Source organism: Haloferula chungangensis, assembly GCF_042664875.1.
GTDB lineage: Bacteria > Verrucomicrobiota > Verrucomicrobiia > Verrucomicrobiales > Akkermansiaceae > Haloferula > Haloferula chungangensis.
On the sequence record NZ_JBHTBS010000022.1, the window covers coordinates 1 to 12,008 of the forward strand.

The 12,008-nt window shown below is 53.7% G+C and carries 7 protein-coding genes; 6 read left to right on the top strand and 1 reads right to left on the bottom strand.

From position 1 onward, the window contains the following. The first annotated feature begins 678 nt into the window (after positions 1-678). From ACFQY0_RS20575 to ACFQY0_RS20600, 6 genes are all read left to right on the top strand, one after another. Positions 679-1,776: a ribonucleotide-diphosphate reductase subunit beta gene (locus ACFQY0_RS20575; RefSeq protein WP_379716732.1), complete on the top strand. Its 1,098-nt coding sequence runs from the start codon at positions 679-681 to the stop codon at positions 1,774-1,776. A 77-nt stretch (positions 1,777-1,853) separates the two neighbouring features. Then, positions 1,854-2,246 carry a four helix bundle protein gene (locus ACFQY0_RS20580; protein WP_379716735.1) on the top strand — a complete coding sequence of 131 codons (393 nt, stop codon included), beginning with the start codon at positions 1,854-1,856 and terminating at the stop codon, positions 2,244-2,246. A gap of 131 nt (positions 2,247-2,377) precedes the next feature. Then, positions 2,378-5,680: a ribonucleoside-diphosphate reductase subunit alpha gene (locus ACFQY0_RS20585; RefSeq protein ID WP_379716738.1), complete on the top strand. Its 3,303-nt coding sequence runs from the start codon at positions 2,378-2,380 to the stop codon at positions 5,678-5,680. Positions 5,681-6,015: 335 nt separating this feature from the next. Beyond that, positions 6,016-9,462, top strand: coding sequence for a hypothetical protein (locus tag ACFQY0_RS20590; protein ID WP_379716741.1), 3,447 nt, complete (start codon positions 6,016-6,018; stop codon positions 9,460-9,462). Beyond that, a complete protein-coding gene (locus ACFQY0_RS20595; protein WP_379716744.1) occupies positions 9,459-9,914 on the top strand; it encodes a response regulator in 456 nt (151 codons plus the stop codon). Before ACFQY0_RS20590 ends, ACFQY0_RS20595 begins: the two co-directional genes overlap by 4 nt. Continuing rightward, a complete protein-coding gene (locus ACFQY0_RS20600) occupies positions 9,911-11,146 on the top strand; it encodes a phosphorylase family protein (protein WP_379716748.1) in 1,236 nt (411 codons plus the stop codon). Before ACFQY0_RS20595 ends, ACFQY0_RS20600 begins: the two co-directional genes overlap by 4 nt. A gap of 44 nt (positions 11,147-11,190) precedes the next feature. Here the strand turns inward: ACFQY0_RS20600 and ACFQY0_RS20605 are convergent, their stop codons facing one another. Continuing rightward, a complete protein-coding gene (locus tag ACFQY0_RS20605) occupies positions 11,191-11,448 on the bottom strand; it encodes a hypothetical protein (protein WP_379716752.1) in 258 nt (85 codons plus the stop codon). Positions 11,449-12,008 lie beyond the last annotated feature (560 nt).

Genomic DNA, 12,008 nt, shown 5'->3' on the forward strand with positions numbered 1-12,008 from the left:
GAGCTTCGAGCAACTGGTTTTCGGCGCTGTAGACTCGGCACTGCTCACTCGGCACTGCTCACTCGGCACTGCTCACTCGGCACTGCTCACTTCTCACTGCTCACTTCTCACTGCTCACTGCTCACTTCTCACTTCTCACTTCTCACTTCTCACTCGGCACTGCTCACTCGGCACTGCTCACTCGGCACTCCCCACTCAGCAGCCACAACTCCCTCACCCCCCGCCATTTCCCCGATAATCCCCTCCCACCCCGGGATCCCCGAGCCGCCCGCCCAATAAAGTTTTTAGAAGCATAAGCGACTCACTATCAGCACTCGCGCTGAAACCAGGCCCGTTTTCCGCCTAACATTTTAAAATTCCAGCCGCGACATTCCCGCTGCTGAAGCCTGCGCAATAATTCGTAGGGCTAGACCGTGGAACACCCCCTTCCCCCGATTCGCCACAAGTGCCTTATTTCTCGGCCTATGGCACCGTTCCACCAATTTGTCAAGATACCTTAAGTAAACAAATCATACCACATATGGTATGTTAATAGATTTGTGAATACCATATGAGCAAAACGATCTTGAGCGAATTCGGCATTTCGGGCAGTCTCCGAAACGCTGCGCGACACCAGCAAAACCACTTCAGAGACCCAAAGCACCCCCTCTCTTTCCCCTGATTTCTCGACACTCTACCATGGCCTCCACTACCACCATTACTCTCGGTTCCCGCACATTTGTCTTAGATAAGGAAAAGGCCGAACAGGCTTTCAACGCCAAGAAGGTCATCAACGGCAAGGACACGATGTTCTTCAACATCCTGCCGCTCAAGTACCACTGGGCCTACGACCTCTACAAGACGATGAAGAACAACCATTGGGAGCCCGAGGACATCCCGATGCAGAAAGACGTCGAGCAGTGGCGCAATGGCGACGAAATCTCCGACGTCGAACGCTGGATCATCAAGATGGGCATCGGCTACTTCTCCGCTGCCGAAGGCATCGTCGGCGACAACATCCTCCACGTCGTTCGCGAGGTCGTCACCGCCCCCGAGCTCAAGCTCGTCCTCGGCCGCCATGCCCACGAGGAAAACATTCACGCCGACTCGCTGGTCTACATGCTCAGCTCGATCGGCCTCAATCCGCACGAGTGCGAAGCGATGTTCGAGGACGTCCCGACGATCACCGCCAAGAACCACTTCGTCACCTCGAACAGCCGCGCCATGCGCCGCGACATCGACCTCACGGTGACCAAGAACAAGCAGGATCTCGCCAAGAACATCTTCCTCTTCGGCCAGGTCATGGAAGGCACCCAGTTCTACGGCCTCTTCGGCATGATCCTCAGCCTCTACCGCCAGAACAAGTTCCCGGGCATCGGCCAGATGTTCCGCTACACCCTGCGCGATGAAAGCAACCACATCGAAGTCTTCCGCAACCTGCTCATGGATCTCATCGACGAGAACCCCGACATCTGGACCGAGGACTTCAAGCAGGACCTCCGCAACACCATGGCCGAAGGCATCCGTCTCGAAAAGGAGTTCATCCGCGACTGCCTGCCCGTCGCCGGTATCGGTCTGAATTCGAAGGACTTCGAGACCTACATCGACTACATTGCCGACCGCCGTCTCCAATCCTGCGGCCTCGCCCCGCTCAACGAAGAAGGCAGCACCCAGAACCCCTTCCCCTGGCTCGCCGAAATGATGGACATCAAAAAGGAGCAGAACTTCTTCGAAGGCCGCGTCACCGAGTACCAGAAAGCCAGCGCACTCGGAGACGTCGACGACGATGATCTGTGAGTCGCTTCGCTCCAGGGCCGAGTGACGAGTGAGAAGTGAGAAGTGAAAGGCAGAAGACTAACGACGATTTCGTAGCGATGAGTGAAATTGAGACATTTGAGGATTTGGACGTCTGGAAGCGCAGCTGCCAGTTGTCAGTCGATGTTCATGTGGCCTTGTATGAGTCGAAGGACTTCGCGCTTCGCAGTCAGATGGAGCGTTCATCACTCTCGATTCCATCGAACATCGCCGAAGGCTCCGAGCGCGATAACACCAAGGATTACATCAACTTCCTCCGCTACAGCAAAGGTTCCTGCGGCGAACTCCGCACCCAGCTCTACGTCCACGACCGCGTTCGCCAGCGCGTCGGCCTGCCCCCCTTGGAGGGCTCCCGCGAAATGATCAAAGAAACCCGCGAGATCTCCCGCATGCTCCGCGGCCTCATCAATTCCCTGAAACGCCGCCTAGACTCCCTCAAAGAGAAGTCCTAACCCTCCGGCTCCCAAACAGTTATCCATCTCCGCCTCGCATCTCTTCCCCTTCTCACTTCACACTTCTCACTCGGCACTAAACCGCACGCCACCTCGCCCGCCCGCTAAAAAGCAAAACCACCTTCTCCAACATGTACACCAATCTCAATCTCGACGAAGACCTCAACCTCAAGCAAGTCATCACCGACCGCTTCTCCCTCGGCTCCGAAAAGTCCGACGACGCCCGCGGCAGCGCCTACCAGTGGCGCGAGGTCCTGCACGCCGATCGCCGCAAACCGATCACCGACATCACCGTCACCCGTGGCAACGAGGAACAGCACTTCTCCCTCGAACACGTCGCCGATGCCATCGGCGAATCCCTCACCGACCTGCTCATCGCCCGCAAACACGATGACGAATCGATCTTCACCGAGGAAAACCGCAAGTTCGTCTCCGACGTCGCCCACGCCGTCGCCAACTCGCTCACCAAGACCCTCGACGAAGGCGGCCGACTCCGTCTTTCCGAAGGCGACCTCTACCTGCTCATCGAAAAGGCCCTGCTCGAGAACGACGCCTACGATGTCGCCAAGTCGCTCGCTTTCCGCCGCTCCATCGAAAAGGGCGGCAGCATCTCCGCCGGCACCGCCCCACACGCCCTGCCGGTGCGTCTGATCCGCCGCAATGGCAACGTCGTGCCTTGGTCCGAAACCAAGATCGAGATCGCTGTTAGAAAAGCCTTCCTCACCATCCACGAAATCCCCGAGGCCGCCACCGACGTCGCCCGCGGCGTCACCGAGCGCGTCCGCAATGGCGACAACTCCTTCGTCCACATCGAGGACGTCCAGGACATGGTCCAGGAGGAGCTCATGAAGCAGGGCCACTTCAAGGCCGCCGCCCACTACATCCGCTACCGCGACGAACGTTCGCGGATGCGCATCGACATGGAGGAAGCACCCGATGAAACCAATCAGGAGCTCTTCATCACCGTCATCACCGACGACGGCGAGACCAAACTCTGGGACGGCACCGAGCTCAAGAAGCGCATCGCCTTCGCCTCCATCGGCCTCGACCTCTGCCTCACCGATTCGGAAATCGAGCGCGAACTCCGCCGCTCCGTCGGCGCCGAAATCAAGGAGAAGGACCTCAAGAATACCGTCATCCTCAATTCCAAGTCGCTCATCGAAAAGGACGCCGACTTCGCCAAGTTCGCCGCCCGCATCCTGCTTTCCTACATCTACGAGGAAGTCCTCGATTGGTCGATCCTGCGCGACGGCGTGGAAAAGCTCAAGTTCGCCCACAAGGCCGCCTTCAAGAGCTACCTCAAGCACGGCATCGCCATCAAGCGCCTCAATCCCGAGCTGCTCAAGCTCTACAACCTCGACACCCTCGCCGAGGCCTTCGACCCCACCGCCGACCTCGACTTCGATTTCCTCGGCATCCAGACCCTCTACGACCGCTACCTCATCGTCGACAAGACTGGTGAAAAGCACCGCCGCATCGAGACCCCGCAGTTCTTCTGGATGCGGGTTTCCATGGGCCTCTTCAAAGGCGAGGAAACCAAACGCGAAGACTGGGCCATCCGCCTTTACAACCTCTACAAAGGCCGCCGCTTCTGCTCGTCCACCCCGACACTCTTCAACTCCGGCACCCTCCATAGCCAGCTCTCATCCTGCTACCTCTACAAGGTCGACGACTCCATCGAATCGATCATGTATCGCGGCATCGCCGAAAATGCCTTCCTTTCAAAGTGGGCCGGCGGCCTCGGTGGCTCATGGACCTCCGTGCGTGGCACCGGCGGCTACATTCAAGGCACCAACGGCGAGTCCCAGGGCATCATCCCCTTCCTCAAGCTGCACAACGACCAGCTCGTCGCCGTCAACCAGGGCGGCAAGCGCCGCGGCTCCGGCTGCGCCTACCTCGAATCCTGGCACAACGACATCGAGGACTTCCTCGAGTTGCGCAAGAACACCGGTGACGAACGCCGCCGCTGCCACGACATGAACACCGCCAACTGGATTCCCGATCTGTTCATGAAGCGCATGGAGGAACGTAGCCACTGGACCCTCTTCCGCGCCAACGAAACCCCCGACCTCCACGACCTCTACGGCAAGGCCTTCGAACAGCGCTACACCGAATATGAGACCATGGCCGCCGAAGGCAAAATCTGGTCGCGTGAAATGCCCGCCATCGAGCTCTGGAAAGGCATGCTCAAGATGATCTTCGAAACCGGACACCCCTGGATCACCTTCAAGGATCCCTGCAATGTCCGCTCCCCACAGGACCACTGCGGCGTCATCCACTCCAGCAACCTCTGCACCGAGATCACCCTCAATACCTCCGAGGAAGAAACCGCCGTCTGCAACCTCGGCTCCGTCGTCCTCGACACCCACGTCACCGCCGATGGCGCGCTCGACCACGAGATGCTCAAGGAGACCATCACCGTCGCCATCCGCGCGCTCGACAACGTCATCGACATCAACTTCTACCCGACCGAAGCCGCCAGGACCGCCAACTCACGCCACCGCCCGATCGGCCTCGGCGTGATGGGCCTGCAGAACGCCCTCTACAAGCGCGGCCTCAGCTTCGCCTCCGATGCCGCCGTCGAGTTCAACGACGAGTTCATGGAAGCCATCGCCTACTACGCCTATAGTGCTTCCAGCGACCTCGCCGCCGAAGTCGGCACCTACTCGACCTTCAAAGGCTCCAAATGGGACCGCGGCCTGCTCCCGCAGGATACCGTCGACCTGCTCGAAGACGAGCGCGGCAAGAAGATCGACGTCCCCCGCGGCGGCAAGATGGACTGGAGCGTCGTCCGCGAAAAGATCGCCACCCACGGCATGCGGAACTCGAACGTCCTCGCCATCGCGCCGACCGCCACCATCTCGAACATCATGGGCACCACCCCCTGCATCGAGCCGAACTACAAGAACCTCTACGTGAAGAGCAACCTCAGCGGCGACTTCATCGTCCTCAACCGCGAGCTCGTCCGCGACCTCAAGAAGGCCGGCCTGTGGAACCAGGAAATGGTCGACGAATTGAAATACTTCAAGGGAGAGCTCGAGGACATCGACACCATCCCGCAAGAGCTCAAGCAGAAGCACAAGACCGTCTTCAGCGTCGGCTACGAGTACATCATCGACGCCGCCGCGCGCCGTCAGAAGTGGATCGACCAGAGCCAGAGCGTGAACCTCTTCCTCGCCCAGCCCGACATGAAGAGCCTCTCTCACATGTATCGCCGCGCCTGGGAAAAGGGCCTCAAGACCACCTACTACCTCCGCACCCTCCAAGCCAGTGACGTCGAAAGCTCCACCGGCAAAGTCGACAAAGCCATCCGCGGCGTCATGAGCGGCGGAGGGGGGGCCGCGCCAGCAGCCAAAGTCTTCACCGAAGCCGAGAAGAGCGCCTGTTCGCTCGATGCGATGATGAACGGAGGCGAATGCGAGGCATGTCAATGAATCACAACCCGCTGCCGACTTGTCCGCCGAAGCCGTAGGCGAAGGAGGATGAACGGCGGAGAGTGCGAAGCATGCCAGTAAGGCAGGGTCGCCTCGCCGAGGCGACCACTTTAGGGGGCGGACAACCCTAGCTGCTTTCTCAAAAATTAGAGAATATCGCATCTCACGGACCGACCCCTTTCAGACGATTGCTGAACATCGACACGCGGGATAGCGTTGTAACCGAAAGTCTGCGAGGTGAACAAGAGGGGATCTTAGATAGTCGAACTAACCTCAAAGATCTATGTTGCCTTCAATCGCTTCAGGCCTCACGGGACTTCGACAAAATTGAAGACATGAATACAGCACAGCTCATCAATCAGGTCTTACAACTTGATGCAAACTCAGGAAATGCACTTGTCACTTTCTTAAAGAAAGCTGGCATCGGCGACTTTGAGGAACTAGGGCGTAGACTTAAGGAGCAGCCCGACCACGTTCGCAAGGAGTTCTCACCAAATTATCGTATTGAAACGTGGAACGAATTCGGGCGTTACAAGGAGGTAGAATTCACGTCGATTGGATCCAAGGCCCTGTATTGGTTCGCTACTATTTGTTCCGCCGAGCCTCTCCTTCTCGCGTCTCACGAGAAAATACGTGATGGCGTCGAACAAAACTTTATGCGGGGTCAGGTTGAAGCAACGCATCAGCTCCTTGACCAGCATGAGTTAGAATTTGGAAAATCTCTATGGTCGCATCAATGGCGGGTCCTAGCCTTCTCAGCATCCGCATCCGAGGTGCAGCTCGCTGAGTATCAACAAGCGATGCTGAATGAAGCAGAGGGTTCTCTCGCCGTGCCAATTCTTAACCTGCGCTCCTACCTAACGAGAACCGATACACCCCCGAGAATACTTCGGAGAAGCCTCCGTAGATCACTAGAGGCGATAAACATGGAGCCAATTGGCGATATGCTAGGCCTGCTCCTGCTTGACGAACTGCCTCAAGAAATGGAGATCGGTCGAATTAACTCTCTTCTCGAATGTCTGGAAGACTTGCCTCTGGTCGATCGATACGGCGCATTTATCCAACTGGCCACACACTTATTGACTGCGGATCGCACATGGGAGCGGGACGTGACACGCGCACTTCAGATTCTCGCCATCGACGGAAATGACGCACGGATAATACTCGAAAAACATCACTGCGGCCGCGTCAAATCCCGCTTGAACAGCGATGCCTTTGAGAGCATCCAGTGTTGGGACTACTACTTCACCGGCGACTATACAAAAATTCCTATTGAAGTTGCTAAATTTCAATCTGATGCTCCATATGACTTCAATCTACTTGATCTAAAGGTCAAGGCAGATCTTTACCAAAATAGTGAGGAGCAAGTCGATGACTCTCCAGAAAATTGGCTGGCACAAACACTTGCTAAGGTACTTCGCGATAACAACATCGGAGATCGCGTGTACGATGAGTTAGACCGATTTTCCCTACGAGCCGGTTTCTTTTCATTAGGATCACAGATAAGAGCATTTATTCGCTCTTACTCCGGTCAAGGGACCTCCCCCCGACTCGTACGACTTGCAAATCTCCGTGGTTACCATTTTTCACCACGTCACAATGAAAGTATTACAAACATTGTGCCGTGGCGGAACTACCTCGCTCTATTGATCGAAAGGAAGCCGGATTCATGCAGTGCCCAATTTCTCTATACTCTGGCAACGGCACAAAGTTACAAAGTGTTCGTAGGGCTCGGGGATGAACATCCGGTTGCCGAAATCAGAAGAAAATATTTCAAGGGCCTTATTGCTCTAAAACTGGGCTTTTTGCCGACAGCGCTCACGTCAATTACTAGCTTCATCGAAGAGTGCAAAGATGATCCAGTTCACGGAACTGTCCGCTTTGCACTGGACCAGGCACTTATTCTGCGGGCCGAGGTTTTTCGTTTGATGGGTGATTCTGAATCTGCACAGGCATTGCTGGTTGACCTTCAGATCAACGGAGCATCTGCCTTAAAACGCCTAAATCTGACTCAATTTTACGAACTATCATATAGTAATCGAAAAGAACTTAGCCAATCAATCGACTTCCCAATCCTTGCATGGCTGGCTAGGGTTGGTCCGCACGAGAATTGTTTGGCGATAAAGCGGTTCTTGAAACATTGGGGAGTAGCTCTGCCATCAGAGTTTTTAAAGCTCGCTCTCCCCTTTAGCTCAGAGCGCGTACGTGAATTCGTATTCCGGGTGTGTACTGCGGAGAACCTAGATTCAATCAGCGCTTTAGACACGAACGATAAGGTGGACGAGGAGCGTCTGCGGCTTCTTCGTTGGGTTACTGAGAACTATCCCGAATATGCTAAACAGGTTGAGCGAGAAAAGCTAAATCTGATTCAGGTCTCACAACTGCGAGCAGGTCTCAACAGAATTGATGACAATAAATTGGTACTAGACCTCGCGAGCCTTCAAGATGTCGAGGGGGAGCAGATCGAAGAAATCCATCAAGATTACGTCTCAAGAAAAGAGCTCGCGCTAGCTGCATTCGCAGAAACAATTCAAAAGGTATTCAGCGAGGTTTCGGCGTCTGGCGAGGGTAAGACTATTGTAGTTAGTCAAGATGCACTACTCCAAGCGTATAACGATGCGTATCTTTCGGCTTTCAATCGACTAAGAAAGATCTTTATCCGGAGTCCGCAATTCGGATTCGAGGCATGCTTGAGCGGTAGAATTAGGCACGGAATTGTCGTTGAGCATCTTCTAAAGCCGCTGAAAGCGCATGCTCTTCTGGTCTCTGAGAGAGTCTCGGATCAAGTCAAGAGCACAAGCTTCTTTGAGTTTGACTCTCTAGCGTCTCTTGAACCGCAACAGCAAGAGGTTGCCCTAGAGGCGCTAGAAAAGCTTACCTCCAATGTGGCGGACGAGGCGCGTCGTTTCAGAGATGAGGTTGTACAGACAGACCTGAAGGAAGGAGATGCCAGTGCTGTATTTAACTACTTTTTCAAGGACCAGTGGCTCCTTGAGCATCATGACTTCGAAGATTCCGAGGGGGTTGACTGGAAGTCGTTTTCCTTTGAAGTGTTTTCAGTTCTTGCTGAACGCACACGAGATTGCCTTCCTGTTCTGCGCGAGCGAATCTCAGCGGAGATTAAGCCCTCGCTTCTGAACTATTTTGATGTATGCGTCAAAGATATTGAAGCAATTGACGGGGTGCAACCGCTTCGAACTCGTATTCTGCAGGCGAAGCAAGAACTGGAGAGCGCATGTGATGACATGTTACGATGGTTTCAAGATCTTACGGGCGCTATCGGTCAAGATGTGGAATTTTCATTCGCGCTCAATACGGCTGTGGGTATGCTCGAAAGGCTCCATCCTGAATTGCAGGGGATATATTCGAAAGAAGTCGCTGCGGGAATGCGGCTAAAAGGGCGATTTTTCACCTCATTTGTGCATGTTATTTTCTACCTTATTGAAAATGGTATCAAGCATACGGATGTCGATGCAGACGCATTTCGAGGGAGAATTGAGTTAACCAACTTAGATGGAGAACTGCAGTTGCGGGTCTTTTCGAGAATGAGCTCTAGTGAATCTGTAGAGCGGGCGACAAGTGTCATAAACCGACGGATAAGAGAAATTAATCTTGATAAGGACCCAGACTCTGCGATCAAGGAGAAGGGCAGTGGCTTTGCCAAGATACTAGCAGCTCTCCGGTATGAGTTTAAAGCAGGCACACACAATCTTGAAGCTGTGTCCGACGGGGAAGATGTTGTTGTAAAGATAACCATGATGATTTCAGGAATCGCGGAATGAAAGTATTAATCATAGACGACTCTAACGCGAAAATTACTGCTTTGCGAGAAGTTGTTTTTAAATCGCTGAATGGAAGCAAAGTCGTCGTCAGAAGATCTTTTCAGAAAGCGCTGCAAGAGATTGAGCGAGAAAGCTACGATATCGTGCTTCTAGATATGACAATACCCACCACGGAAAGAAGCGACGGAAGATTCGAGGGTAGAACACGATATTTTGGAGGTAGGGAGTTACTGGGGGAGATGGATTTGCTGGATTATGATGCAAAGGTAGTAATTGTGACTCAGTTTGATCGCTTCGATGACGGGGTTGAGACGATCGAGTTTCGTGATCTTATGAATAAACTGGAACAAGAGTTTCAAGGGTTGCTGATAGGAACAGTTTTTTATACGTCAATCTCCGATCGATGGGTCGTAGAAATCGAGAAAATCCTAAAGGATATTCAATCTCAATGAAAGTTTTAGTCGTCGAGGATAGTGATCAGAAATACAACGAGGTAGAGTCTATTCTCGCTAAAAACGTAGGAGATCTTGATTTGATCAGAGCCCGGAATTTCTTTGAAGCCGTCAAAATTCTTGGGGAGCACGATGATCTTGAACTTTTGGTTCTGGATATATTTCTCCCAATGAGGGGAGATTCTATGCCCACATCTTCAGTGGGTATGAGTATCCTCGAGGAGATTGTCGATGGCGGTTCTTGCCATCAACCTAATCATATTATCTGCCTGTCCGAGTTTTGTGCAGATGATTTAGAAATTAGAGAAAAAGTAGCTAGTTACTTAATACATTTAGTAGACTATAGAGCGGGCGATCAGTTGTGGATTGAGGGCCTCAAGAGGAAGCTGGACTATATCAAGCGCAGGGTTGAGAAAGTCAAGAGCGAGCGCGCATCCTATGGATGTGATGTAGCAATTTTGACCGCTTCGCCCGATGTCGAGATTGCGCAGGTGCTAAAGTTGCCAGGTGGTTGGGTTAAGGAGTTCTGTCCGGAGACTGAAATGATTCTCTATCGTGGTCAGTGGGAGGGCTGCGTGAAAGAACTCGGTGTGGTTGCTTGCGAGGCCCCGGGAATGGGAATGACTGCAGCGTGTGTTACTGCTATGAAGCTTATCGAAAGAGAGCGACCCCGTTATTTGGTGATGTGTGGAATTTTGGCTGGCACAGATGATAATCAAGAGCTGGGTGACATCATCGTTGGGAGTTCCTTCTTCGACTACGGAAGCGGTAAGATTATCCGCAATGAGGATGGTGAACGGATACTGATTCCCGACCCACAGCAGATAGCGGTTTCGCCTGACTTGCGTGCAATTCTCAAGGATTGGGCGAATGAGCAGCGGGGCATGACGGAAATTGGAGAGCTTTGGTCCGGGATGGCTGGGCGTTTCACCCCGAGACTTAGCATGGGCGTAATCGCGTCGGGTGCCGCAGTCGTTCAAGACGGTTCTTTGGTTGAAGAAGTAAAAGCCAAGTCGAGGAAAACGGTTGGTTTGGAAATGGAAGCATACGCAGTCGCGCTGGCAGGGCGGCACTCAAGCAAGCCCAAACCATCAGTCTTGATTGCGAAGTCGGTTTGCGACTTTGCTGATTCCAAGAAAGGCGACAATGCGCAGGACTTGGCTGCTTTTACTAGTGCGAGATTTGTTCATAAGCTATTTACGACTGAATCATCGATTGCCTTCCCAGACTAATCGATAGGAAGATGTGAAAGGGGTCAGATGAGAATGGCACTGTTTTAAGCGAGAGACCGGGGTTTTCCTCGATGAGGGAGGTCCCGGTATTCCGCTCTCGGAGCCGTCAGATAGCTGAAGGGTTTCGGCCGTTTCTTCTTGGCTCTGGGTTCACGACGAAAGGGTCTTAGTTTGATGACCTTTTCGCCGATCATCGCAATGATTGAGTCCCAGATCTCACGGATCTTCCTGGCGTGCTTCTGCCGTCGCAGATAGCGCGAGGTGTTCGCCACGATGGTATCCAGGGCTCCCTTGAAACTCATCAACCGTGGGAACTGGGGTCAGTGGGAACTGGGGTCAGAGTGGGAACTGGGGTCAGTGTGCAAATCTTGACAAATCCCACCTCTCCCGTAGCATTCCAGCATGCCCGCGTGGGAACTGGGGAACTGGGGAACTGGGGGAACTGGGAACTGGGGTCAGTGTGCAAATCTTGACAGATCTCACCTCTCCCGGGGGAACTGGGGTCAGTGTGCAAATCTTGACAGATCTCACCTCTCCCGTAGCGTTCCAGCATGCCCCGCAGCCTGCGACTTGAATTTCCCGGTGCTTTTTACCATGTGATGGCACGCGGCAATCGGCGGGAAAAAATTTTCGATGACGACGATGACCGCCGGTTTTTCCTCGCGACGCTCTCTGAGGCTTGGGAGAAATGGGGTCAGTGTGCAAATCTTGACAGATCTCACCTCTCCCGTAGCGTTCCAGCATGCCCCGCAGCCTGCGACTTGAATTTCCCGGTGCTTTTTACCATGTGATGGCACGCGGCAATCGGCGGGAAAAAATTTTCGATGACGACGATGACCGCCGGTTTTTCCTCGCGACGCTC